Source organism: Tardiphaga sp. P4_G1 (assembly GCF_056401215.1).
Map to the genome: position 1 here is coordinate 79,344 of NZ_JBFUJU010000010.1, position 22,977 is coordinate 102,320.

23 protein-coding genes are annotated in these 22,977 nt (G+C 62.2%); 8 read left to right on the forward strand and 15 right to left on the reverse strand.

Annotated features, from left to right (window positions below):
* Window positions 1-78: 78 nt before the first annotated feature.
* From AC1DUY_RS23040 to AC1DUY_RS23070, 7 genes are all read right to left on the reverse strand, one after another.
* Window positions 79-1,707 (reverse strand): inorganic phosphate transporter, encoded by a 1,629-nt coding sequence (locus AC1DUY_RS23040; protein WP_093757439.1) that lies wholly within the window; start codon window positions 1,705-1,707, stop codon window positions 79-81.
* Between the two features lie 136 nt (window positions 1,708-1,843).
* A complete protein-coding gene (locus AC1DUY_RS23045) occupies window positions 1,844-2,521 on the reverse strand; it encodes a hypothetical protein (protein WP_478117378.1) in 678 nt (225 codons plus the stop codon).
* A gap of 103 nt (window positions 2,522-2,624) precedes the next feature.
* Window positions 2,625-2,873 (reverse strand): hypothetical protein, encoded by a 249-nt coding sequence (locus tag AC1DUY_RS23050; RefSeq protein ID WP_068729285.1) that lies wholly within the window; start codon window positions 2,871-2,873, stop codon window positions 2,625-2,627.
* A 116-nt stretch (window positions 2,874-2,989) separates the two neighbouring features.
* Entirely contained in the window at window positions 2,990-4,984 is a 1,995-nt protein-coding gene (locus AC1DUY_RS23055) for an ATP-binding protein (RefSeq protein WP_478117380.1), read from the reverse strand.
* Between the two features lie 59 nt (window positions 4,985-5,043).
* Window positions 5,044-6,540 (reverse strand): ATPase domain-containing protein, encoded by a 1,497-nt coding sequence (locus AC1DUY_RS23060; protein ID WP_478117382.1) that lies wholly within the window; start codon window positions 6,538-6,540, stop codon window positions 5,044-5,046.
* Between the two features lie 82 nt (window positions 6,541-6,622).
* Window positions 6,623-7,396 (reverse strand): thioesterase family protein, encoded by a 774-nt coding sequence (locus AC1DUY_RS23065; protein ID WP_478117384.1) that lies wholly within the window; start codon window positions 7,394-7,396, stop codon window positions 6,623-6,625.
* Between the two features lie 24 nt (window positions 7,397-7,420).
* A complete protein-coding gene (locus AC1DUY_RS23070) occupies window positions 7,421-8,389 on the reverse strand; it encodes an NAD(P)H-dependent flavin oxidoreductase (protein WP_068729293.1) in 969 nt (322 codons plus the stop codon).
* Between AC1DUY_RS23070 and AC1DUY_RS23075 the strand changes: the two genes are divergently transcribed.
* The gene (locus AC1DUY_RS23075; RefSeq protein ID WP_478117386.1) at window positions 8,367-8,600 is read left to right on the forward strand and encodes a hypothetical protein; all 234 of its coding nucleotides are present in this window, start codon (window positions 8,367-8,369) and stop codon (window positions 8,598-8,600) included. The two genes, AC1DUY_RS23070 and AC1DUY_RS23075, sit on opposite strands and share 23 nt — an antisense overlap.
* A gap of 22 nt (window positions 8,601-8,622) precedes the next feature.
* Here AC1DUY_RS23075 and AC1DUY_RS23080 read toward each other — a convergent pair whose 3' ends face one another.
* Window positions 8,623-9,267, reverse strand: coding sequence for a glutathione S-transferase (locus AC1DUY_RS23080; protein ID WP_478117638.1), 645 nt, complete (start codon window positions 9,265-9,267; stop codon window positions 8,623-8,625).
* A 155-nt stretch (window positions 9,268-9,422) separates the two neighbouring features.
* On the opposite strand from AC1DUY_RS23080, the gene AC1DUY_RS23085 reads away from it, so the two are divergent.
* Entirely contained in the window at window positions 9,423-9,986 is a 564-nt protein-coding gene (locus AC1DUY_RS23085) for a TetR/AcrR family transcriptional regulator (RefSeq protein ID WP_478117388.1), read from the forward strand.
* A gap of 2 nt (window positions 9,987-9,988) precedes the next feature.
* Here the strand turns inward: AC1DUY_RS23085 and AC1DUY_RS23090 are convergent, their stop codons facing one another.
* The 4 genes from AC1DUY_RS23090 to AC1DUY_RS23105 form a co-directional block, all read right to left on the reverse strand.
* The gene (locus AC1DUY_RS23090) at window positions 9,989-10,576 is read right to left on the reverse strand and encodes a hypothetical protein (RefSeq protein WP_478117390.1); all 588 of its coding nucleotides are present in this window, start codon (window positions 10,574-10,576) and stop codon (window positions 9,989-9,991) included.
* A 46-nt stretch (window positions 10,577-10,622) separates the two neighbouring features.
* Window positions 10,623-11,204, reverse strand: coding sequence for a YqaA family protein (locus tag AC1DUY_RS23095; protein WP_478117392.1), 582 nt, complete (start codon window positions 11,202-11,204; stop codon window positions 10,623-10,625).
* 67 nt (window positions 11,205-11,271) lie between these two features.
* Entirely contained in the window at window positions 11,272-11,670 is a 399-nt protein-coding gene (gene hisE, locus AC1DUY_RS23100; protein WP_089267666.1) for a phosphoribosyl-ATP diphosphatase, read from the reverse strand.
* Window positions 11,671-11,820: 150 nt separating this feature from the next.
* Complete coding sequence (locus AC1DUY_RS23105) at window positions 11,821-12,252, reverse strand: hypothetical protein (protein ID WP_478117394.1); 432 nt, start codon at window positions 12,250-12,252, stop codon at window positions 11,821-11,823.
* Between the two features lie 235 nt (window positions 12,253-12,487).
* Here AC1DUY_RS23105 and AC1DUY_RS23110 point away from each other — a divergent pair, with 235 nt between their 5' ends.
* The 6 genes from AC1DUY_RS23110 to AC1DUY_RS23135 all read left to right on the forward strand — a co-directional run bounded on the left by AC1DUY_RS23110 (window position 12,488) and on the right by AC1DUY_RS23135 (window position 20,281).
* Window positions 12,488-13,561 (forward strand): ABC transporter substrate-binding protein, encoded by a 1,074-nt coding sequence (locus AC1DUY_RS23110; RefSeq protein WP_478117396.1) that lies wholly within the window; start codon window positions 12,488-12,490, stop codon window positions 13,559-13,561.
* A gap of 105 nt (window positions 13,562-13,666) precedes the next feature.
* Complete coding sequence (locus tag AC1DUY_RS23115) at window positions 13,667-15,463, forward strand: glucan ABC transporter ATP-binding protein/ permease (protein ID WP_478117398.1); 1,797 nt, start codon at window positions 13,667-13,669, stop codon at window positions 15,461-15,463.
* A 207-nt stretch (window positions 15,464-15,670) separates the two neighbouring features.
* Window positions 15,671-17,167, forward strand: coding sequence for a D-alanyl-D-alanine carboxypeptidase family protein (locus AC1DUY_RS23120; protein ID WP_478117400.1), 1,497 nt, complete (start codon window positions 15,671-15,673; stop codon window positions 17,165-17,167).
* A gap of 135 nt (window positions 17,168-17,302) precedes the next feature.
* Window positions 17,303-18,991, forward strand: coding sequence for a long-chain fatty acid--CoA ligase (locus AC1DUY_RS23125; RefSeq protein ID WP_089267671.1), 1,689 nt, complete (start codon window positions 17,303-17,305; stop codon window positions 18,989-18,991).
* 54 nt (window positions 18,992-19,045) lie between these two features.
* Window positions 19,046-19,591 (forward strand): DUF924 family protein, encoded by a 546-nt coding sequence (locus AC1DUY_RS23130; protein WP_478117402.1) that lies wholly within the window; start codon window positions 19,046-19,048, stop codon window positions 19,589-19,591.
* A 204-nt stretch (window positions 19,592-19,795) separates the two neighbouring features.
* Window positions 19,796-20,281, forward strand: a complete 486-nt coding sequence (locus tag AC1DUY_RS23135) for a peroxiredoxin (protein ID WP_089267673.1) — start codon at window positions 19,796-19,798, stop codon at window positions 20,279-20,281.
* Between the two features lie 188 nt (window positions 20,282-20,469).
* Here the strand turns inward: AC1DUY_RS23135 and rnhA are convergent, their stop codons facing one another.
* From rnhA to ispH, 3 genes are read right to left on the reverse strand one after another with little or no spacing between them, the layout of a single operon-like run.
* Window positions 20,470-20,922, reverse strand: a complete 453-nt coding sequence (gene rnhA / locus AC1DUY_RS23140) for a ribonuclease HI (protein ID WP_120287321.1) — start codon at window positions 20,920-20,922, stop codon at window positions 20,470-20,472.
* Window positions 20,919-21,899: a homoserine kinase gene (locus AC1DUY_RS23145; RefSeq protein ID WP_093757449.1), complete on the reverse strand. Its 981-nt coding sequence runs from the start codon at window positions 21,897-21,899 to the stop codon at window positions 20,919-20,921. Before AC1DUY_RS23145 ends, rnhA begins: the two co-directional genes overlap by 4 nt.
* 5 nt (window positions 21,900-21,904) lie before the next feature.
* Window positions 21,905-22,870: a 4-hydroxy-3-methylbut-2-enyl diphosphate reductase gene (ispH, locus tag AC1DUY_RS23150; protein ID WP_089267676.1), complete on the reverse strand. Its 966-nt coding sequence runs from the start codon at window positions 22,868-22,870 to the stop codon at window positions 21,905-21,907.
* Window positions 22,871-22,977 lie beyond the last annotated feature (107 nt).

Sequence of the window (22,977 nt, forward strand, 5' to 3'; positions counted from 1 at the left end):
AGATGATGCGCGGGCCTTTTCTTTTCGCGATGTGAAAAGGACGAGGCCGCTACGTTTCCACAGCGGCCTCGTCTGTTCTCAGAACAACTGGCTGAACAGCACGTAGAGCGAGGCCGAGAGCATGATGGCGCAGGGCAGCGTCAGCACCCACGCCATCAGCAGGTTGCGGATGGTGGCCATCTGCAGGCCCGAACCGTTCGCCGCCATGGTGCCCGCAACGCCGGACGACAGCACGTGAGTGGTCGAGACCGGCAGACCGAACACGTCGGCCGCGCCGATGGTGGCCGCAGCCACGAGTTCGGCCGAAGCACCCTGCGCATAGGTCAGATGCGTCTTGCCGATCTTCTCGCCGACGGTGACGACGATGCGCTTCCAGCCCACCATGGTGCCGAGGCCAAGCGCGATGGCCACGGCGATCTTCACCCAATCCGGGATGAACTTGGTGGCGGCATCGAGCGATCCCTTATAGGCGTTCAGGGTCGCGACATCTTCCTTGTTGAGGTCGTTTTCCTTGTCCTTCATCAGGAAGCGGATGGCTTCCGATGCGAGATACATGTCGTTACGGGTGTTGCCGACGGATTCGGCAGGTACCTTGTCGAGTGTGCCGTAGCTGCGGACCTGATCGCCGACCTGCTGCACGAGAACGGCGAGCGACGGATAGGTGCCTTCGCTGATCTTGCGCTGCGAGACATAGGTGGTCACCGCCGGACGGGGATCGCCGATGATGCTATGGCCGGCACCCTTGGCTGCGATCACCTTGGCGGCCGCGATGGAGTTGACCTGGAACTGGGCGACGCGGGATTCTGGCAATGCGCGGTTGAGCGCATAGGCGGTCGGCACGGTGCCGATCAGCACCAGCATGATCAGGCCCATGCCCTTCTGACCGTCATTCGAACCATGTGCAAAGGATACACCGGTGCAGGTCGCGATCAGGATGCCGCGGATCCACAACGGCGGCGCCTTGTTGCCGTCCGGTGCTGCGTACAAAGCCGGGTTACGCACGACGAACTTCAGCACCAGCAGCAGGATGGCGGCGCAGGCGAAGCCGAACAGCGGCGACAGCAGCAGCGCGTAGCCGATTTCGGTGGCCTTGCCCCAATCCACACCCGAGGTGCCGTCGCGGCCGCGCATCAGCGCATTGGCGATACCGACGCCGATGATCGAACCGATCAGCGTGTGCGAGCTGGAGGCCGGCAGGCCGAGATACCAGGTGCCGAGATTCCAGATGATGGCCGCGATCAGCAGCGCGAACACCATGGCGAAGCCGGCGCCGCTGGAGACCTGCAGGATCAATTCCACCGGCAGCAGGGAAACGATGCCGAAAGCCACCGCGCCCGTGGAGAACAGCACGCCGAGGAAGTTGAAGAAGCCCGACCACATCACAGCAAATTCCGCCGGCAGCGAGTGGGTGTAGATGACGGTGGCCACCGCATTGGCGGTGTCATGGAAGCCGTTGACGAATTCGAAGCCGAGCGCGATCAGCAGCGCCACGAACAGCAGGAGGTAAGGCAGGTAGCTGGTAACGCGGGTGCCGGTGGCATTGACGTCCACATAGATGCTGTAGGCGACGAACAGGAGGCCGGCGGCCAGGATCCCGAAAAACAGGATCATCGTCAGCGGGTTAAAACCCTTGTCGAGATTGGGCCGCGACGCCGGCTCAACAGCCGCGCCTCCGGAAATGGATTGATTGGCAGTGAAATCGGTCATGAAACGCCCCCGTTACAGGTTAAGAGGCGTTAATCTCTGCACCACGGATGCGAAGCCCGGATGACAGGCGCGACAATTTGTCTGTTACGGGTTGTGACAGTCCCGCGTCACCGATGCGGCCAGTATATGACAGGGGTCAGATCGCCGAGGCGACCTTTTCGAGCCCGATCATGCGCGCCAGTGCACGGACTTCGCGCTTCTGATCCTCACGCAACTGGAACAGCAACGGCATCGCAGCGGACTTGAGCTGCTGTACCTCGTCGCTATCGGGATCGATCGGCGGCGCGCCGGCCGACGAACTGGTCTGTTTGGTCTCGTGGATCCTGCGCGCCACGTTGCGCAGCGCCGCTTCGACGCCGGGCCAGTAGGATTCCTGCGACGCCGTCAGATTGAGCCGGCTCTTGATCGCCGAAATCTGCGCATCGCTGAGCAGCGTATAGGTCTTCTGCACCGGCTTGGCAGCGGCCTTGGGCTTGGCGGTCGGCTGCGGCACCACGATCGGGGCAAGCACCGTCGAACCGGGCACTTCGATCGGACTGTCGGATGCAAAGGCTTGGCGCAACGGACTGCCGTCAACGCTCGGGACCTGCTGCGGATCGAGCGACGCCATCATGGCGCCGGCCAATGGCAACTTGTCTTTCTTGCCTTGCGTATTGGAAACCGGTCCGCGCGACACCGCGACCGAATTTTGCGCGGCACTGTCGTCATATGACAGCGACAGCGATGGGATGCTATCGCGACCGAGGATGCTCGCAACAGCCACGCCGGTCAGCAACAGACAGCCCAGCACAAGAAGGGTCAGCGCACGCGTCAAGCCAGTCTCCGAAATTCAGGACCACCAGAGGTACCTGTCCTCACAAATGGAGATTAATTATGGCCTAACCATACCAGAACGGTGCGATAATACTCACAGAGGTTCAGGCGGCGTTGGCGAGAACATAGGCTTCCTGGATATCGCTCACGATATCGGAAGCTTCCCACAGCGCATCCGGGGCGACCGACTGCATGCTGATGGTCCAGTTCGCGCCCTTTCCGGCGCGGGGCGTGCTGACGATGTCGAACTGCACCTCGCGGCACAGCGGATGACGGCCGAAAGCTGCGGCCACGCGTGCCTTGATCTCCTCGATCGTGGCCGGCGTCTTCGCGAAATAGGCTTCGATATCCATGATGGCCCCTGAATCGGTTGATTCCCGATCGGGGCATTGTTGGTTCCACAGGATTTAATGAATGGTTAATTTTGCTGCACCGCTGGCAGATTGATACCACCCCGGCCGGAGTGGGCTCAGCCCAGCAGTTGATCGAGCCGATCCCGGAGCTGATCCTGATGATAAGGCTTGGCAAGCCGCGGCAGATCGAGCTGAGCGCCTTCGGGCAAATCCGCATAGCCGGTGGCGAGCAGGACCGGCAGCGACGGCCGCATTTCGCGGGAATAAGCCGCAAGCTCGATGCCCGTCATGCCGGGCATCATGTGATCGGTCATCATCAGATCGAGCGGCTCGTCGCTTTTCAGAATCTCCAGCGCATGCCGCCCCGAAGTCGCGGGGATCACGCGATGGCCGAGATCCTCCAGCATCTCCGTCGTCGACATCGCGATGAGGGGATCGTCATCGACAAACAGGATCACGGCAGAGCGCGCGGCATGGCGCATGACGTGGGCCGTATCGGCGGCCTCCGGCTTCCTGTCGGTGACCGGCAGCACGAGGGTCGCCGTCGTTCCCTTGCCGACGACGCTCGAGAGATCGAGCGTGCCGCCGAGCTGTACGGCCAGACCGTGCACCATGGACAAACCGAGACCAGTCCCCTTGCCGAGCGGCTTGGTCGAGAAGAACGGTTCGATCGCCTTCTTCAACGTCTCCGGCGACATGCCGGCGCCATTGTCGATGATCGACACCTTGAGATAGTCGCCGGGCTTCAGAATCGGGTCGCCCTTGCCGACCTTATGCTTCTTCACCTTGATATCGATGGAGCCGCCGTCCTGCATGGCGTCGCGCGCATTGATCGCGAGATTGAGGATGGCGAGTTCGAGCTGATTGGGATCGATCTGTGCCCGCGGCAGATTGTCGGGAATATCGAGACGCAGCGCCACGCGCGGCCCGAGCGAGCGCTCGAGCAGATCGCTCATGCCGCGGACCAGCGCGCCGAGATCGACGGCCACGGCTTTCAGATCCTGCTGCCGCGCGAAGGCCAGCAGCCGCTGCGTCAGCGAGGCGCCGCGCTCGGCGCCCTGCATGGCGCCATCGACCAGTCGTTTCAGGCGCGGATCATCCGGCATGCGCTTGCGCAGCAGATCGAGATTACCCATCACCGCCATCAGCAGATTGTTGAAGTCATGCGCGACGCCGCCGGTGAGCTGGCCGATGGTCTCCATCTTCTGCGCCTGGCGCAGTTGGTCCTGCGCCTTCTCGCGCGCCGCAACTTCCTTCATCAGGTCGTTGCTGCGTTCCTCGACACGCTGTTCGAGTGTCGCCGTGAGTTCGGCAAGCGCGGACCGCTCCGCCGTCAACTGCTCCAGCAAGTTGTCGCGATCGATATCGGCAGACTTTCGCGCCGTGATATCGACGGAGACGCCGACCAGCGTTTTCGGCTTGCCGTCAGGCCCTCGGACCATGCGCGCACGCGTCTCGACCCAATGCACCGAGCCGTCCGGCCAGATATTGCGGTATTCGACATTGTAGTCCGCGCCGGCCATCAGCGTCGCATCGAGCGCCTGCTGGCGTTGCTCGCGATCATCGGGATGAACCGCGGCCTGCAACTCGCTAAACGTGAATGATTGATCCGGCCGGCGGCCGAAGCATGCCTTGGTCGTATCCGAGACCTCCAGCCGAAGTTCGGGCAGATGCAGTTCGAGCGTCCCGAGCCGTCCCGCATCGAGCGCCGTCTGCAGCAGCCCCTGACTGTCGCCGAGGTCTTCGAGAATGGCACGCGTCTGATATTGACGCCGGCGTGCGCGGACGGCCGAACCGACGATCGAAATCAGGGTTGTCGGGTGAAACGGGCGCTCGATGAACGTCACATTGCCGAGCAACTGTCCGAGCCGCGCGGCATCCGGGTTGCGCTCCGGTCCGCCGCCCTGACGTGTCAGCAGGATGATCGGGAAATCGGACCACGACGGCTGATCATGCAGCCAGCTGCCGAGGCCGCGCAGATCAACGGTCTTGATCGCCTCGTCAGCAATGACAGCCACGCCGGCGCCGCCCTTGATCTCGTCGAGCAGCGTCGGAAAATCCGCGCAGGGTTGCGCGTAAAAACCGGCCTCGCGGATTAATGCCGCAGCCACTGCAGAATCGCGCCCTGTGGGAGCAAGGATGACAGCGCGCTCGGAGGAACGCCCCGGTTTCACGCCGAGGATCCCTCAAGCAGAGAACTTTGACCGTTGTAAATGGGTACGCCACGCAACACGCCCTGGAATTCGCTCAGCGGCGCGCCGATCGTGAGGCCTCGCCCGTCGATCCGGTACTCGCGAATGGTCGACTCATGCGCTCCGGTTCGCTTCTTGATCACGGACATCGCACGGCGAACGCTGCCGCTTGCTTCAAAGTAACGGAGCAGGATCACGGTATCGGCGAGATAGGTGACGTCCACCGGCGCCTTCATATCGCCAACGAGGCCGTGCTGCGCCACCGTCATGAAGGTCGCTGCGCCCCTGCGGTTGAGATATTGCAGCAGCTCATGCATGTGCAGGATCAGCGAGTTCTCTTCCGGCATCGAGGCCTGATAGCCATTGAGACTGTCGATCACGACGGTCTTGATGTTGTGCTCGTCAATCTGACGACGGACGCGATGCGCAAATTCACCCGGCGACAATTCGGCGGCATCTACCTGTTCGACAAACAGATGCCCACTATCCTGCATGGCAGGCAGATCGATTCCGATCCCCTTCATGCGATCGAACAGCAGTCCGAGCTCCTCGTCGAAGATAAACATTGCGGCCTTCTCGCCGCGCTTCACCGCTGCGACCACATTGACGATCGCAGTGAGTGATTTGCCGGTGCCTGCGGGCCCGAGAATCAATGTGCTCGAGCCTGTTTCGATGCCGCCGCCCAGCAATTGGTCGAGTTGCGCAATGCCGCTCGACTTGGTCTTGCGATCCATGCTGTTGCGGAATTCGGATGCGACCAGCCGAGGAAAAACGTTAAGCCCGCCCGTGGTGATGGTGGCATCGTGGTAGCCGCCGCGAAACTTGACGCCGCGATACTTGATCACCCGCGCACGCCGACGCTCTGCGCCGTAGGAGGGTGCCAGCTCTTCGAGCCGCAGCACGCCATGTGCGACGCTATGCACTGTCTTGTCGGCTACTTCCGCCGTGAGGTCGTCGAGCAGCATCACCGTCGTGCCGAATTTTGCGAAGTAATGTTTGATGGCCAATATCTGGCGGCGATAACGCAGCGAGCTCTGCGCCAGCAATCGGATTTCCGACAGGCTGTCCAAGACGACCCTGCTCGGCTGGGTGCGTTCCACGGCCTCGAATATCTGCTTGGTGGTTTCGCCGAGTTCGAGGTCGGACGAATAGAGCAGGCTCTGTTGCTGGTCCTCGTCAAGCAGGCTTTCCGGCGGCAGGAGCTCGAAAACTTCAATGCTCTTGTCGAGGGTCCAGCCATGGGACGCTGCGCCATCGCGCAACTCACTATCCGTCTCGGATAGCGTGATGTAGAGACCCTTCTCGCCGATCCGCGCGCCCTCCAACAAGAACTGCAACGCGACCGTGGTCTTGCCTGTCCCCGGCGCACCTTCGACAAGAAAAATGTGACCTCGGGAGAATCCGCCAGAGAGGATATTATCCAATCCCCAGATGCCGGTCCTGGCTTTGTCGTCCTGCACGTGCGTCGAACTCATACTGCCCCCTGACGCGCGATAACCGGGGCAATATCAATCGGTTCCCTGTCCAGGACAAAAATTCTAAGAAGCGCGGCGGTCGTCAACGTTTCTCAATGACCAGGCTCTGCACGGCCCGGCCGAAATAACCATTGATATCGGCGAGCTTCGACGCAGCAAGACCGGCGCCATCCGGCCCGATCCAGCTCTCCCCGTCCAGCAGGACCCAGTCGCCCACCGGCGGACGCGACAGGCTCACGGTGAGGTCGGCATTCAGGAAGGTCCAGTCGTCGAAACTCAGCACCGGTGACGAGCCGTTGCTGAAGTCGGCCGCAATGACGGCACGCATCACCTGCGAGAGGCCGGCGCCTTCGACGATCGGCCGGTTGGCCCGGTACCAGATCGCGCCCGGCCCGAGCGACAGGAAGCCGCCGCGCACCGCGCGAATGGTCATGCCGGTGACGAAGGGACTGCTGGCGTAACGTGGCTCCAGCAATCCACCCTGATCCGGCGGCGGCACCGTGACCGGCGGATCGGCGATCTCCGACGGAAGCGCCTGCGCCTCCGCCCTGATCTTCAGCACTGTCGCACGCACCACGACTGTACCGTTCGCCATCAGTCTGACGCCAACGAGCTGAATCTTGCGGCCTTCGCGCAGCACCTCGGTCTCGAAAGTGAGCGGCGCTACCGGCACCGGCCGCAACAAGTCGATGGTGACACGCGTCACATGCATCGGACTTGCGGTCGGCATCTGTTCGGCCAACCACGTCACCAGAGCCGACGGCGCCGAGCCGTGCTGCATGGTCTCGTTCCACGGACCCGCAGCATGCGGGCTGGTGACGACATGGTTGCCGTCCACGCGATAGATGGCGTCCATCAGATCGGCCTTCTCAATGCAGGATCAGAGCGGCGGATCGATCGCTTCGTCATATTCCTTCTTGAAACGCGCAACGAGTTCGGCCACCGGCACGACCTTCGACACGCTGCCGATGCCCTGGCCGCTGCCCCAGATTTCCTTCCAGGCCTTTGGCTTGGCACGCTCGCCACTGGCGTCGGTGCCAAAATTCATCTTGGTCGGATCGGACTCCGGCAGATTGTCCGGGTCCATGCCGGCGGCGACGATGGACGGCTTCAGATAGTTGCCGTGAACGCCGGTAAAGAGATTCGAATAGACGATGTCTTCCGAGCCGGAAGCCGCGATCATATCCTTGTAGCCCGGCACCGCATTGGCTTCGGTGGTGGCGATGAAGGCCGAACCGATATAGGCGAAGTCGGCACCGAGGATACGCGCGGCGCGAATGGCGCGACCATTGGCGATGGCGCCCGACAGTGCGATCGGACCATCGAACCACTGCCGGGTCTCGGCGACGAACGCGAGCGGCGAAATCTCGCCAGCATGACCGCCGGCGCCTGCCGCAACGAGGATCAGGCCGTCAGCCCCCTTCTCGATCGCCTTGTGCGCGAAACGCTGATTGATGACGTCGTGAAACACGATGCCGCCCCAGGCATGGGCCGCCTGATTGAGTTCTTCACGCGCGCCAAGCGAGGTGATCATCATCGGCACCTTATGCTTTTCGCAAAGCGCCATGTCCTGCTCGAGCCGGTTGTTGGACTTGTGCACGATCTGGTTGACCGCGAAGGGTGCGGAGAGCCGATCCGGATGCGCCTTGTCATGCGCGGCGAGTTCTTCCTTGATCCGGTGCAGCCATTCGTCGAGCAGCGCCGCCGGACGCGCATTCAGCGCGGGAAACGCGCCGACGATACCGGCTTTGCACTGCGCGATGACGAGATCCGGCACCGAAATGATGAACAGCGGCGAACCGATCACGGGCAGCGACAGGCGGTTCTTGAACAAAGCCGGCATCGACATGGGAAATTCCTCGACTTCTTTTCTTGATTTGTGCGCGATCCTGCGCGCCTGCCCCCGGTCGATCCGGGTGCGGGCGGACGATGCCAGAAGCGTGGGGCGGATGGCAATTGCGCTGCGGGAGAAAAAAGCCGGGCTGAACGGCGTTGGTCCGGTACGCGGAATAATGGGACACCACATTATCCAGGTGGCGCCCCATTATCAGGATGACTGATCGATTATCGGCAAGCGCCCGATCAAGCCGGATCTGACATCGTCACACGGTTCTTGACGCTGGGACGCTCGTTCATCCTTGCGTACCAGGCGTGGAGAGCCTCGTACTCCGCAGGCACCTCAAGCTTCACGAGACCGGCGAAGATCAAACCGCCAATTACCGTGATATCGGCCATCGAGAAAAAATTGCCGGCGATGAATGGCTGCTTTTTCAACACCCCGTCAAAGTACGCCATTCCCCTGAGCGCCTTGTCGCGCTGGCGGAAACCCCACTCGGCATTTTGATAGATCTCGACGTGGGGTCCGAGCCCCGGTGTTGCGTGATGGAAATAGACACTGATGGCGTCGAGCAGCTCCAGCTCGGCACGCTTGCTCATCATGTGGATCAAGCCCGTGTCGCGCGGCGTGCCGCCGGTGAGCGTGGGGGAGCCGTCAAGTCCGTCGAGATATTCGGTAATGGCGGTGCACTCGGCAATGAAAGTGCCGTCGTCGAGTTCGAGCACCGGCAGCGTGCCTGAGTAGTTCTTGGCGAGGAATTCGGGCTTCTTGTGCTCGCCTTTCGTGAGATCGCCCGACACGAAATTGATGCGCGATCGAAGCTTCTTCTCGGCCACCGCGATCCGGACGCGTGCCGGGTAAGGCCCTGTGCTCCAGTCGTGAATCGTCATCATCGGGAGCTTTGTCGCGTCGCCATTGGAGATCTGAGTATTCATTAGCTTATCCTACCTATCAGTTGGTAGGGTGATTTACGGCTTTGATTTACAGGCGTCAACGCCTATCTATCACTTGGTAGGCCGCAAACACGGGGTTGTGAGACCGGGATATGAGTTCGAATTCCAGAGAAGCCATCCTGGCGGCCGCGAAACTGACCGCGCAGGCCCATGGCTATAGCGGCCTGAATTTCCGTGATCTTGCGGCAGAGGTGGGCATCAAGGCCGCGAGCATCTACCACCACTTCCCGAGCAAGGCCGATCTCGGCGCCGCGGTTGCCAGGCGCTATTGGGAGGACTCGGCCGCCTATCTGGAGGCACTGCTGGCCGAGTCCAAGGATCCGGCCGCCTGCCTCCGCCAATATCCCGGCACGTTCCGCAAGGCGCTGGAGAGCGGCAACCGCATGTGCCTGTGCAGCTTCATGGCCGCCGAATATGACGACCTGCCGGAGCCGGTGAAGAAAGAGATCCGGACCTTCACCGATATCAATGTGGCATGGCTGAGCAAGGTTCTCGCCGCTGTAACCGCGCTGAGCCCTGAGAAGAGCGAACCGCGTGCGCGCGCCATCTTCGCCGCCATCACCGGCGCTCAGCTGATGGCAAGAAGCCGCGCGGATGTCTCACTCTATGACGCGCTCATCGAGAGCTATCGCACAGCGGGTCTGTTGCCGGCATAGACCTACTGGCAGAGCGCCTGAGTGACGTAATTTTCCGTCTTGCAGTCACCCGGCTCCGGCGCGCGGCCGGGGATCATGGCCCTGGGCGAGCAGCTTTGCGCGGCGTCGGTGTCGAGGCTCTTGCCGTCCTTGAAGCCCTTGCTCTGACAGAGCTTGTCGGAGGCCGCCTTGCAATCGGGTGCGCCATTGGCAGCGACCGGACAAGCCACCCTTCCCTTCACTACCGTGTTGAGCTTGGTCAGGCTGTCGGTGCCGAGCGACGGCATCGCGGGCAGTGACGGCAGCAGCGAGGTGGAATTCTTGAACAGCTTGCCAATCTCGTTGAACAGGCCGGGATTCTCGGGCGCCGGCGGTGGTGACGGGGGCGGCGCCTGTTCAGCTATAGGAGCCGGCGCGAAAGCCGCGGCAGGCGGGGGTGCGGCCGAGGGAGCCGGGACAACCTGAATCGTGATCGACTTCTGCGGTGCCGGTTGCTGCTGCATCGCCTGCGACCAGGCGCACATCGTAGCTGCGCCCACGGTCAGCACCGCGATCACAGCGACGACGCAGTTGCGGGTTACCGGAGCCAACAGACGGGTCAAATCGAACATGATGCGAAATGTATCCCGGCACCTGCGCCGGGGGAAGCATCCTGATCTAGAACAGCCGGAATGCGATGATGAAGCCGAGCACCAGAACACCGACGCCCAGCGCAACCCACAGACCCAGACGCTTCTCGATGGTCTCGCGAATCCCCACGCCGTACCGGTTGAGCAGGATGGCGACGACATAGAAGCGCACGCCACGGGCAACCACCGACAGCGCGATGAACATCCAGATATTATAGTTCGCGAAACCTGACGTGATGGTGACAAGCTTGTAGGGGATCGGCGTCAGCCCCTTCAGCAGGATGATCCATGCGCCATATTCGGCATAGCCGGCGCGGAATGCCTCGACCTTGTCGCCATAGCCATAGAAATGAATGACCCATTGGCCGACGGAGTCATACAGCACCGCGCCGATGAGATATCCCACCACACCGCCAAGCACTGAGGTAATGGTGCAAATGCCCGCATAGAGCCAGGCCTTCTGTGGCCGGGCCAGCGCCATCGGAATCAGCATCACATCCGGCGGCACCGGAAAGAACGAACTTTCCGCGAAGGACACGATGCCCAAAATCCAGAGGGCATAGGGCTTGTGGGCGGCGTCGATACACCAGTCATACATTCGTCTGAGCATGGTTCGCGATGAACCATCCTGACGCCGATTTGTCTATGGCTGGGCTGACACGCGCGAGACGAAAAGCTTAACTCAACTTGCGAAGGCGACGACCTTCGAGCGCGACAATTGGCCGCCGCGCGGCGCTTTGCTCGATGGATTTGGGCCGTTTCGGCGGTTTCGGGAGCTTTTCGGCGATACCGAGCATGTCTTCACGCCGGCTCATCTCGGCCCAGACCTGCTCAGGACGCACACCCGCGGCCGCCCACAATACAGTCAAATTGTAGAGAAGATCGGCGCTTTCACGGATCACGGCGTCCGGTTTGCGGTTGATCGCATCGATGACGACCTCGATGGCTTCTTCGGCGAGCTTCTTCGCCATCTTTTCCGGCCCCTGCTGATAAAGCCGGGCCGTTCGCGAGACCGAGGGATCGAGATCCTTGGCCGCGATCACCGCCTGATAAAGCCGGTCGAGCGAATCACTCATGCAACTACACTATCCCAAAGCCGTGGCCAGCGCGTTAACGCCTGGCCTTCAAGTGTCTGCAACGACGTCAAAACGCCGGCCGCAAGCGCGACCGGCGTTTGATAGTTAAGTGACAGTTGCATGACGGAATAAGTTGTGACCGATCGCGAACTACCAGGTCATACGACGCGAATTATCATAACCATGACCACCGCCGTAGCCGCGATACGGTACGCCACCGTAATAGGCAGGACCGCCATCATAATAGGCTGGGCCACCGCCGTAGTAGCCGTAGCCCGGGCCATTATCGTAGTAATAGTCACGACGGCTCTGCGTTGCAGCGATTGCGCCAATGGTACCGACGATGGCGCCAAAGGCCGCAAGGCCGGCAGCATTGCCGCCACCGCGATAGTGACGACGGCGCGCGCTGCTGAAATCGGTCGCATCGCTGGTGCCGTGAGTTGCAACAGCCTGGCTCGTGCTCTTGGCGACAGGCGCCGCAAATGCTCCGGTCGGCGCAATTGCCGAGATCGTCATGGCCGCAACACTCGCCACGATGGCGGCGCGGCCAGTCTTATTAAGCAATCCATTTCGTACGAACATCTCAATGTCCTCCGTGGTCGTCTGGCCCTGTGGGCCTCTGTATAGCCAACCACTTCGGCCACTATGGGTTCCCCAACCCCAACGGCAGCTGAACGATCGGTGTCCAAATCGGGGCAGTCATCTCCCGTTCAGCCTTTTACGGTTAGAAACGACGCGCAAGATGTCGCACCATACCGCCATCAATCAGACATGCCCGGCGGGGTAACTGCCGGTCCGTCAGTCGTTAAGTATCTTGATGCCCAGAAACGCGACCAACATTTCCCGGCGGCATGTCCTCCTCTCGCTGAGTGCGTTGGGCTCCGTCGCTTTTTGCGCATCATCGGGACAGGCCGCCGCCGACGACAAGGCATCTGACGACAAAACGCCGACCAATATCCAGTTTGCGCTCGATCGCGCAGTCGATGCGATTGCCGCACCTTTCGTGCTGGCCGATGCCCGCGGCCTGTACCGGGCCGAGAACCTGAATGTAACCACCACCGTCGCCGCAGGATCGAAGGAGGCCATCGCGCGGATCGCTTCCGGCGCCTGCGACATGGCGCTGGCCGATCTCAATGCGTTGATCCGCTATCGCGGCGATTCCGATGCCGCGACAGTGAAAGCCGTCTTCGTGCTGCTCAATGTAGCCCCCTACGCCATCGTCGCCCGCAAGAGCCGCGGCGTGATCTCGCTCGGTAGCCTTGAAGGAAAAGTGCTTGGGGTCGCTGATCGCGATCTCGCGATCCGGCTATGGCCGGCACTGGCCAAGCGCAACAACATCAAGCTTGCAGCCGTGAAGCTGGAGAGGATCAGCGCCGCGGTGCGCGAACCGATGCTCTCGGCCGGTCAGGTCGATGCGGTCACCGGCTTCTCCTATCTCTCGGCGGTCAACCTGCGCGACCGCGGCGTCCCCGCCGATGACCTGGCGGTGTTTCGTTTCGCCGAGTTCGGCTCCGCCGCCTATGGCCTCGCGCTGATCGTCAATCCGAAATTCGCCGCCGCCAGACCTGAGGCCGTGAAAGCATTCATTCGTGCCGTCACCGCCGGGACGCAGTTGGCGATCCAGGACCCGGCCAAGGCGATCACCGACGTCATGACCCAGATGGAGAATGGTTCGCGCGAGCTCGAACTGACGCGGCTCCACATTGCCATTACCGACAATATCCTGACCGACGACGTCCGCCGCGACGGGCTGGGTGGCATCGACGCCGCACGCTTTGAGGCGTCGCTCAACGAGATCGCCGAAGATTTTACCTTCAAGAAGCGGCCCTCAGCCGCGGACATCTTCGACGACAGCTTCCTGCCGGGCTCGGTCGGCCGCAAGATGAACTGAAGAAGTTCAACTGAACAACTTTTCCCGAAGCTGTATTCGGCTGCCATCCCCGCCTAGACTGTGTGCAATCGGTTATCCCGTTCGCGCTGCGCTGAGTGACCTCCCATGATCCGTCTTTACACCCGTGTGCTGGAGCTGCTCGGCAAGGAGAGGCGCCTTGGCTGGATCCTGGCGGGCGCCAACCTGCTGCTCGCCGGCGCGCAATTCGCCGAACCGGTGCTGTTCGGCCGGATCATCGATGTGCTCTCCGGCAATCTCTCGACGGCCGCGATGCAGACGGACAGCGCATCGCCCTGGCCACTGCTGGCGGCCTGGGTTGCGTTCGGCCTGTTCACCATCGTCTGCGGCGCCGTGGTGGCGCTTCATGCGGATCGCCTCGCGCATCGCCAGCGCCAGGCGGTGCTGACCGATTATTTCGAACACATCATGCAACTGCCGCTGACCTTCCACACCGGCACGCATTCAGGACGCCTGATGAAAGTGATGCTGGCCGGCACCGATGCCCTGTGGCGTGTCTGGCTCGGCTTCTTCCGCGAACATTTCGCCTCCATCGTCTCGTTGTTCGTGCTGCTGCCGCTGTCGATCTATCTCAACTGGCGGCTGGCGATCCTGCTCGTGATCCTGTGCGTCGTGTTCACGGTGCTGACCACCATGGTCGTGCGCAAGACATCGGGCATGCAGAGCGACGTCGAGGAGCATTACGGCGACCTTTCCGCGCGCGCCTCCGACGCGCTGGGCAATGTCGCGCTGGTGCAGAGCTTCACGCGCATCGATGCCGAAGTACAGGGCCTGCGCGGCGTCTCCAGCCAGTTGCTCGAAAAGCAGATGCCGGTGCTGTCGTGGTGGGCACTGGTCTCGGTGATGACGCGCGCCTCCACCACCATCACCGTGCTCGCGATCTTCACCGTCGGCATCGCGCTGCATCAGCAGGGTCTCACCACCGTGGGCGAGATCGTGATGTTCGTCAGTTTTGCGACGATGCTGATCCAGAAGCTCGAACAGGTGGTCTCCTTCATCAACACCATCTTCATGGAAGCGCCGCGGCTGCGCGATTTCATGAATGTGCTCGATGCCGTGCCTGCCGTGCGCGACCGTATCGACGCCATGGATCCCGGCCGGCTGCAGGGCATGGTCGAATTCAACGACGTGTCGTTCTCCTATGACGGCAAGCGGCCGGCTATCGCAGATCTGTCCTTCACAGCCCTGCCCGGCCAGACCATCGCGCTCGTCGGCGCCACCGGCGCGGGCAAATCCACCGCTATCGCCCTGCTGCACCGGGCCTTCGACCCGCAATCCGGCATCATCTCGATCGATGGTATGGATGTCCGTGCACTCACGCTGTCGGGCCTGCGCCGAAACATCGGCGTCGTGTTCCAGGAGGCGCTGCTGTTCAATCGCTCCATCGCCGACAACCTGCGCGTCGGCAAGCCGGATGCGACGGACGAAGAGTTGCGCATTGCCGCTGCCCGCGCCCAGGCGCTCGATTTCATCGAACGCAGCGATAACGGTTTCAACACCAATGCCGGCGAACGTGGCCGCATGCTGTCCGGCGGCGAGCGGCAGCGGCTGTCGATCGCCCGTGCACTGCTGAAGGATCCGCCGATCCTGATCCTCGACGAGGCCACCAGCGCGCTCGATGCCGTGACCGAGGCCAAGCTCAACGTCGCTCTCGATGAAGTGATGAAGGGCCGCACCACCTTCGTGATCGCGCACAGGCTGTCCACCATCCGCAACGCCACGCGCATCCTCGTATTTGAGAACGGCCGCGTGATCGAAGCGGGAACTTTCGATGAACTCGTGATGCAGGGCGGCTATTTCGCCAGTCTGGCCGCCGCCCAGTTCATGGTTCAGGAGGACGCACGCGCCAGCATGGCTCTGCCCGATACTGCCCAACCCCTTTGATGTCTCTAGAGAACCGGTCGAAATTTGGCCCCTTTCATCACCGATTTAACCGGCTCGCCACTGTTCTGATGCTCTCGGCCGGTATAGGTTTGCAGCCGTCACCGCGTGACGGCAGACTGACATGAGAGCCCCGAACCTCAAATCCAAGAATTGCTGCGCGCGGTGCTGGAGCACTGCAGGCGGGCCGCAAAGGACCGGAATCGGATAGTGCAGTTTCACTTCGCATCGCGCCGCCTGCTATCACTCAACTGGTTCATTCTCGCCGCGGCACTTGCGCTCGGCGTGACCGCGCCGCGCACGGCCAGTGCTGAAGCGCTTCTGCTCGTCGAAGCCGATACCGGCAAGGTCCTGCAGGCCGAGAACGCGACCTATCCGTGGCATCCCGCCTCCGTCACCAAGCTGATGACGACCTATGTCACGTTGCAGGCGGTGAAGCAGGGACGCATCAACCTCGACACGGTGGTCACAGTGTCGCCGATCGCCTCCGCACAGTCGCCATCGAAGATGGGCTTCAAGGCCGGCACGCAGGTCACCATCGATAACGCGCTGAAGATGATGATGGTGAAGTCCGCCAACGACATGGCCGTCGTGCTTGCCGAAGGCGTCGGCGGCTCCGTCGACGGATTTTCCGCGATGATGAATGCCACGGCGCAGAAGCTCGGCATGACGCAAACCCACTATGTCAATCCGAACGGCCTGCCCGCGGACGAACAGGTGACCTCGGCGCGCGACCTCGCGATCCTTGCGCGTGCGATCATTCGCGACCTGCCGGAATACGAATATTTCGTCCATATTCCCGCGATCAAATTCGGCCGCCGCATCACGCCGAACTTCAACAAGCTGATCGGCCGCTATCCCGGCGCCGACGGCATGAAGACCGGTTTCATCTGCGCCTCCGGCTACAATCTTGTCGCCACCGCCACCCGTGGCAACAAGCGGCTGATCGCGGTGGTGCTCGGCGCCTCGTCCGGCCAGGCGCGCGCCGTCAAGGCCGCGCAGCTGCTGGAACGCGGCTTCAACACCGGCACAGGCGGCCTGACCTGGCTGCAGCCGGCGCTCGGCACTGTGGATGCCCTCGCACCGATCGACGCCGCACCGCCCAACCTGCGCGACGAGATGTGCGGACCGAAACGTAAGCGCCCGGCCAGCGACGCCGATGATGAAGTCGTCGCCAGCAACGAAGCCAGCAGCCAGGCCATGTCGTTCTTCACCGCCGGTCTGCAGCCGCCAACGCTGCGCCCGGTCGACATGATCGCCGCAGCCGCCGCACCGGTCGAGCCGGTGATCGTTTATATTGGGCCGAAGAAGACCGGTGCCGACCTGATCGCCGCCAATGCGGTGGAAGAAGCCCGGCAGACGCCGAAGCCCAAGGCCAAGAAGGGCACCAAGACCGCCGCCAAGAAGCCTGATGCGGCAGCCGACACCAAGGACGCCAAACCCGCAGCATCGGCCGAGGCAAAAACGGCCGCGAAACCTGCGGCCAAACCGGCTGCAAAACAGGCAGCGGTGAAACCGGATGCAGCCGCGCCGAAACCGGCCGCTGCAGCTAAGCCAACCGCCGCCAAGCCCGCGGCTGCCAAGCCTGCCACGGCAGCCACCGCCGCTCCGGCCACAACGCCGGCCAAGCCGAAGGCAGCGGCCAAACCCGCACCGAAGGCTACCACCGGCGAAGCCAAGCCGGCTGCGGCAGCTCCGCGCACTTAGACCTTCGTCGACAAGGCTCAACTATCATCGTTAACGCGGCCGGTTTCCGGCTGCGTCATGTTGCGCCGCGCCTTGCTATCAAGGGCAGCTTTGCTCAATACTTCGACGAAATAATCAAATCGAGGGGGAAGTGTCATGGAGCGTATCTGGCTCAAACAATATCCGGCAGGCGTGCCGGCCGATATCGACGTCAGCCTGTATCCGTCGCTGGTCGATCTGCTCGAAGAGAGCTTTGCCAAATTCCGCGATCGCAAAGCCTTCATCTGCATGGACAAGTCGATCACCTATCGTGAGCTCGACGAAATGTCCCTGGCGCTCGGCGCCTATCTGCAGAGCAAGGGCCTCGCCAAGGGCGCCCGTGTCGCGCTGATGATGCCGAACGTGCTGCAATATCCGATCGCCACCTCCGCGGTGCTGCGCGCCGGCTATGCTGTGGTCAACGTCAACCCGCTCTACACCCCGCGCGAGCTCGAGCATCAGCTCAAGGATTCCGGTGCCGAAGCCATCATCGTGCTGGAGAACTTCGCCTCCACGGTGCAGCAGGTGATCGCCAAGACCAATGTGAAGCACGTCATCCTTGGCAGCATGGGCGACATGCTCGGCTTCAAGGGCGTGATCGTCAATCTCGTGGTCCGCCGGGTAAAGAAGATGGTGCCGGCTTACGAATTGCCGGGCGCTGTCTGGTTCAACGATGCAGTCTCTGCCGGCCGCAGCATGAAGATGAAGAAGCCGGTGCTCGGGCCCGACGACGTCGCCTTCCTGCAATATACGGGCGGCACCACCGGCGTTTCCAAGGGCGCGACGCTGCGCCATCGCAACATCCTGGCCAATGTGCTGCAGAATGATGCCTGGCTGCAGCCGGCGCTGCGCAAGCCGCCGCATGTGGACCAGCTGTTCATCGTCTGTGCGCTGCCGCTCTATCATATCTTCGCGCTGACGGCCTGCTTCCTGCTGGCCGTGCGCGCCGGCGGGGTCAACCTCCTGATCCCGAACCCGCGCGATATGCCGGGCTTCGTGAAGGAGCTGATGAAGTATCAGGTCAACAGCTTCCCGGCCGTCAACACGCTCTATAACGGATTGCTGAATACGCCCGGTTTCGACCAGGTGGATTTCTCCAAGCTGAAGATTTCCAACGGCGGCGGCATGGCGGTGCAGAAGGCGGTGGCCGAGCGCTGGCTGAAGACGACCGGCTGCTTCGTCGCCGAAGGCTACGGCCTGTCGGAAACCTCGCCGACGCTGACCTGCAACCCGGCCGATGTCGATCAGTTCAACGGCTCGATCGGCGTGCCGGTGCCATCGACCTGGATCTCGATCCGCGACGACGACGGCAACGAAGTCCCGCTCGGCGAGCCCGGCGAGATTTGCGCCAAGGGTCCGCAGATCATGTCGGGCTACTGGAACCGGCCGGATGAGACCGCCAAGGTGATGACCGCGGACGGCTTCTTCCGCACCGGCGATATCGGCATCATGAGCCCCGATGGCTTCACCAAGATCGTTGATCGCAAGAAGGACATGGTGCTGGTCTCGGGCTTCAACGTCTATCCGAACGAGGTCGAGGACGTCATCGCCAGCCATCCTGGCGTGCTGGAATGCGCCGTGATCGGCGTGCCCGATCCGAAGACCACCGAGGCGGTGAAGGCCTTCGTCGTCAAGAAGGACCCGAACGTCACCGCCGAGGACATCATCAAGTTCTGCGGCACCCAGCTCACCAACTACAAGGTGCCGAAACAGATCGAATTCCGCACCGCCCTGCCGAAGACCAATGTCGGCAAGATCCTGCGCCGCGAACTCCGCGACGAGAAGAAGCAGGCCTCAGCGGCCTGACACACTGCTATAGGGTGGGCCCGCTTTCGCACGGCCCACCCTATGGATTTCAGCATGACTGCAACGACTCCCGCCGACATCATCGCCTTCTGGACAGACGCCGGCTGGGACCGCTGGTACGCCAAGAACGACGATTTCGATGCCGAGATCACCCGCCGCTTTCGCGCGCTGTGGGATGAGGCCGTCGCAGGCAACCTTGCGTCATGGGAGGCCAGTGACGAGGGCACGCTCGCCCTGATCCTCGTGCTCGACCAGTTTCCTCGCAACATGTTCCGCAACGATGCGCGGGCCTTTTCCAGCGATCGCCTCGCTTGCGACCTCACGATCAAAGCCGTCGCGCGCGGCGTCGATCAGCGCGTCGACCAGCAGATGCAGCAGTTCGTCTATATGCCGCTGATGCATTCAGAAGACCTCGCCGATCAGGAGCGCTGCTGCGCGCTGTTTCGCGCCACCGGCGAGACCGACAATCTGAAATTCGCCGACGAGCACGCCGACATCATCCGGCGCTTCGGCCGTTTCCCCCACCGTAACCGGGTGCTGGGGCGCAGCACCACGGCGGAGGAACAGGCGTTTCTGGATGCCGGCGGCTTCGGCGGGTAGAATTGGCCTCCGACCCTCTTCGTCATTGCGAGGAGCGAAGCGACGCGGCAATCCAGTCTTCCCTTGTTGCTTTCTGGATTGCTTCGCTACGCTCGCAATGACGAAGATGAGAAGCCCTGCCTTGCCTTTGAGCGCCCCTCAATATTGCCCGCGTCATGCAGCCGGTCTAAACACACTCACCCTTACTTTCAGGAGAGATCGACGATGACCATTCAAGTTGGCGACAAGCTGCCCGAGTCCAAGCTCCGTGTCATGACCTCCGAAGGTCCGGCCGTGAAGACCACCGACGACATCTTCAAGGGCAAGAAAGTGGCGCTGTTCGCGGTGCCCGGCGCCTATACCGGCACCTGCCACAAGATGCATCTGCCGAGCATCTTCCTCAACGCCTATGCCATCAAGGACAAGGGCGTCGACACCATCGCGATCATCTCCGTCAACGATGTGTTCGTGATGAACGCCTGGAAGAAAGACACCGATCTGCGCGACGAAGCTGTGTTCCTCGCCGACGGCAATGCCGACTTCACCAAGGCGATCGGTATGGAGCTTGACGCATCCGGCAACGGCCTCGGCATCCGCTCGCATCGCTATTCGATGCTGGTGGAAGACGGCAAGGTGACCAAGCTCAACCTCGAACCGGCACCGGGCAAGGTCGAAGTCTCGGGCGGCGACACCCTGCTCGGCCAGCTGTGAGCTAAAGCCCTCTTACTTCCCCTCTCCCCCAGCGCAGCGAAGCTGCGCTCCGCGGGAGAGGGTGGATCGAACACGCGAAGCGGGTTCGAGACGGGAGAGGGTTTGAGCGCGGGGATGCAGCCCCCTCTCCCGCCTTCGCTTCGCGAAGGCACCCTCCCCCACGAGGGGGGAGGGGGAAAGAGAGCCCGCTACTGCCTGTTCCGATTTTCCGCCAAGCCGTCCCGCGACAGCTGATCGGCACGCTCATTCTCCGCATGGCCGGCATGGCCCTTGACCCAGTGCCAGCGCACGTCGTGGGTCTTCAGCGCAGCATCGAGCCGCTGCCACAGGTCGACATTCTTCACCGGCTTCTTGTCCGACGTCTTCCAGCCGTTTTTCTTCCAGCCGTGAATCCAGCTCATGATGCCGTTGCGCAGATACTGGCTGTCGGTGTGCAGATCCACCGAGCACGGCTTCTTCAGCGCTTCCAGCGCCGAGATCGCCGCCATCAGCTCCATGCGGTTGTTGGTGGTGTGCGCCTCACCGCCCTTCAGCTCCTTCTCGGCATCGCCGAAACGAAGGATCGCGCCCCAGCCGCCGGGGCCGGGATTTCCCGAGCAGGCGCCGTCGGTATAGATCGTCACAGGCGTCGCAGTGGTCACGCGGGCTGCCTCGCCGCTTCGACGCCGTAGTCGGCCATCGACGTCACCGACTGGTGGAAGCGCAGCTTGCGGACATACTCGACCGGATCCTTCGGCTTCACGAAGGCGCCTTCCGGCACATTGAGGAAATCCACGAGACGCGTGAGCAGGAAGCGGATTGACGCGCCGCGCGCCAGCAGCGGAAACGCCGCGCGCTCGGCACTGGTCAACGGACGCACCGCCTCATAGGCATTGAGGAAAGCGCGCGCCTTGGTGGCATTGAACGACAGGTCCGGCTCGAAGCACCAGGCGTTCAGGCAGATCGCCACGTCATAGGCCAGCATGTCATTGCAGGCGAACGGGAAGTCGATCAGGCCGGAGAGCTTGTCGCCAAGAAAGAACACGTTGTCCGGAAACAGATCCGCATGGATCACGCCTTCCGGCAGACCGGTTGGCCAATGCGCGGCAAGATAGTCGAGTTCGGTCTGCAGGAAAGCGCGCAGCCCGGGCTGAACCGTATCGGCGCGCGGTGCCGCGAGTGCGAGCAAACCGCGCCAGCCATCGACCGACAGGTTGTTCTTGCGCACCAACGGGAAATCGCGCCCGGCGACATGCATCCTCGCCAGCGCTTCGCCGACACCGGCGCAATGCATCGCGTTGGGACGACGCGGCCACATGCCTTCGAGGAAGTTGATGATCGCGGCGGGCCGGCCGGCGAGCGATGCATAGACCGCACCGTCGCGATTCTTCTGCGGCTGCGGGCAATTCACGCCACGCGCGCAGAGATGCGCCATCAGACCGAGGAAGTAAGGCAGGTCATCCGCTTCGACGCGCTTCTCATAGAGCGTGAGGATATACGCGCCCTTGGAGGTGTGCATCAGGAAGTTGGAATTCTCGACGCCTTCGGCGATGCCCTTGTAGGAGAGCAATTCGCCGACATCGTAGCTCTTCAGGAAGTCCGCGAGATCATCGGCGGCAACATCGGTATAGACCGCCATCGCGGTTACGCCGCGGCCTCGGGACGCAGCGAACGCGGCAGCGGGAAGAATTCGTTTTCTTCAGCAGCCGACACCGTCTCCACATGCAGCTCATAACGCTGCGCGAAGGCATCCATGATCTCTTCGACGATCACTTCCGGCGCCGAGGCGCCCGCGGTGATGCCGAGGCTGGTGATGCCCTCGAACATGCTCCAGTCGAGATCGCTGGCACGCTGCGCCAACACCGAAACCCTGCAGCCCTCGCGCTCGGCCACTTCGCGCAGACGCTGCGAGTTCGACGAGTTCGGCGCACCGACAACGATCAGCGCATCGACCACCGGCGCCACCTTCTTCACGGCAAGCTGGCGATTGGTGGTGGCGTAGCAGATGTCTTCCTTGTGCGGCCCATTGATCGTGGGGAAGCGGCTCTTCAGCACTTCGACGATCTCGGCGGTGTCGTCGATCGACAGCGTCGTCTGGGTCACGAAAGCGAGATTGTTCGGATCCTTCGGCTGGAAAGTCTGTGCGTCTCCAGCGGTCTCGATGAGCTGCACGGCGCCTGGCGGCAGCTGGCCGACGGTGCCGACAACTTCCGGGTGATGCGAATGCCCGATCAGCAGGATCTCACGGCCGCGCTTGAAGTGGATCGCCGCCTCGCGGTGGACCTTGGTCACCAGGGGGCAGGTCGCGTCCAGCGAGAAGAAATTGCGCTGACGGGCATCCTCGGGAACCGATTTCGGCACGCCGTGGGCGGAAAATACTACCGGCGCGGAGGTATTGTCCGGGATTTCGGCGAGTTCCTCGACGAAAATCGCACCCTTGGTCTTCAGACTGTCCACCACATACTTGTTATGGACGATCTCGTGCCGGACATAGACCGGCGCGCCATGGATGGCGAGTGCGCGTTCGACCGTATCGATCGCCCGGACGACGCCTGCGCAGAAGCCGCGCGGCGAACAAAGAACGATTTTCAGGGACGGTTTGGTCGTCATATCGGGGCGATCCAGGGGCCTGGGCACCAAAATGGCAGGTGCGATGGGTCAGATTGGCAAAATTCAGCCAAAGAGCTTGTCTGAATAAGGACTTGGGGCCGGTTTGC

Coding starts and splice junctions, on each gene's coding strand:
- AC1DUY_RS23040 (WP_093757439.1), bottom strand. CDS start 1,707: ATGACCGATTTCACTGCCAATCAATCCATTTCCGGAGGCGCGGCTGTT.
- AC1DUY_RS23050 (WP_068729285.1), bottom strand. CDS start 2,873: ATGGATATCGAAGCCTATTTCGCGAAGACGCCGGCCACGATCGAGGAG.
- AC1DUY_RS23060 (WP_478117382.1), bottom strand. CDS start 6,540: ATGAGTTCGACGCACGTGCAGGACGACAAAGCCAGGACCGGCATCTGG.
- AC1DUY_RS23065 (WP_478117384.1), bottom strand. CDS start 7,396: ATGGACGCCATCTATCGCGTGGACGGCAACCATGTCGTCACCAGCCCG.
- AC1DUY_RS23070 (WP_068729293.1), bottom strand. CDS start 8,389: ATGTCGATGCCGGCTTTGTTCAAGAACCGCCTGTCGCTGCCCGTGATC.
- AC1DUY_RS23080 (WP_478117638.1), bottom strand. CDS start 9,267: ATGACGATTCACGACTGGAGCACAGGGCCTTACCCGGCACGCGTCCGG.
- AC1DUY_RS23085 (WP_478117388.1), top strand. CDS start 9,423: ATGAGTTCGAATTCCAGAGAAGCCATCCTGGCGGCCGCGAAACTGACC.
- AC1DUY_RS23090 (WP_478117390.1), bottom strand. CDS start 10,576: ATGTTCGATTTGACCCGTCTGTTGGCTCCGGTAACCCGCAACTGCGTC.
- AC1DUY_RS23095 (WP_478117392.1), bottom strand. CDS start 11,204: ATGCTCAGACGAATGTATGACTGGTGTATCGACGCCGCCCACAAGCCC.
- hisE (WP_089267666.1), bottom strand. CDS start 11,670: ATGAGTGATTCGCTCGACCGGCTTTATCAGGCGGTGATCGCGGCCAAG.
- AC1DUY_RS23105 (WP_478117394.1), bottom strand. CDS start 12,252: ATGTTCGTACGAAATGGATTGCTTAATAAGACTGGCCGCGCCGCCATC.
- AC1DUY_RS23110 (WP_478117396.1), top strand. CDS start 12,488: ATGCCCAGAAACGCGACCAACATTTCCCGGCGGCATGTCCTCCTCTCG.
- AC1DUY_RS23115 (WP_478117398.1), top strand. CDS start 13,667: ATGATCCGTCTTTACACCCGTGTGCTGGAGCTGCTCGGCAAGGAGAGG.
- AC1DUY_RS23125 (WP_089267671.1), top strand. CDS start 17,303: ATGGAGCGTATCTGGCTCAAACAATATCCGGCAGGCGTGCCGGCCGAT.
- AC1DUY_RS23130 (WP_478117402.1), top strand. CDS start 19,046: ATGACTGCAACGACTCCCGCCGACATCATCGCCTTCTGGACAGACGCC.
- AC1DUY_RS23135 (WP_089267673.1), top strand. CDS start 19,796: ATGACCATTCAAGTTGGCGACAAGCTGCCCGAGTCCAAGCTCCGTGTC.
- AC1DUY_RS23145 (WP_093757449.1), bottom strand. CDS start 21,899: ATGGCGGTCTATACCGATGTTGCCGCCGATGATCTCGCGGACTTCCTG.
- ispH (WP_089267676.1), bottom strand. CDS start 22,870: ATGACGACCAAACCGTCCCTGAAAATCGTTCTTTGTTCGCCGCGCGGC.